At 63.5% G+C, this 835-nt stretch carries 1 protein-coding gene; it reads right to left on the bottom strand.

From position 1 onward, the window contains the following. Positions 1 to 470 precede the first annotated feature (470 nt). Positions 471 to 835: hypothetical protein (locus tag AWQ70_RS40880; protein WP_218004796.1), on the bottom strand; the 365-nt coding region annotated here is incomplete at its 5' end.

Consider the following 835-nt stretch of genomic DNA (forward strand, 5'->3'; position numbering starts at 1 on the left):
CATCCGCATCCGCATCCGCATCCGCACCGGAGGAAGCACCACCACCACCACCAGCGGCGGACGCCCCCCGGTCGGCGGGAGAGCCACCACCGGCGGAAGTGTCACCGGCTAGGAAACTGTCACAGCCAGCCGCTGCCGAGCCTGCCTCCGTACCCGGGGCCGAGTTCGAAGAAGTCGAGTGTGAAGCCGCAACGCCGTGAGCGGAAGCGGCCGAAGCGCGACGCGGCTGAGTCGCATTTGAGGGAATCGCCGCATGCGGCCCCGGATAGCCGTTTCCGTCTCGCCGGGAGCGGGCGAGTGTCGCAATTGAAAAAATCGCGTCATCTGACTCCAGGTGACCGCTTTTGTCTCCCTGAGGGAGAAAGTCGTCGAAGGTGAATGCGGCGCGCGTCTGGGAGGTCTCCGCTGCTTGCGGGGCGCCGAGGGCAGCGACACGGGTCCACCAGTCGGCGTCGCAGGGGCGGGACTCGTCATCGTCGCGCGACTTCTCCGAAAAGAAGCCGGCGGACTCGAAGAGCCGAGTCATGTCCACCCCCGTTCTCAACTAGAACACCTGTATGAATAATGTCAGAGGTGTCGGCGCCAATCAAGTCGAATTCGTAAAGAATTTCGAGGAGAATATCGATATCATATTTCAGGAAAAATCGGGCGTCGGCGTTTACTGAAGCCATCACCACGGGGGCTGCAACCCGGCCATCTGCTCCCAGCCACCGGCAGCAAACCGCAACGCCCCCTTGAATCCGCCCACTGTTCCGGCCGGTCGTATTGGAGAGAGGCTCCGTCGCGCCGAGTTTCACCCGTAGCCGCAGTGACGCTGCGGCCCGGCGCATGCGGA

The organism is Microtetraspora niveoalba (assembly GCF_001570405.1).
GTDB lineage: Bacteria > Actinomycetota > Actinomycetes > Streptosporangiales > Streptosporangiaceae > Microtetraspora > Microtetraspora niveoalba.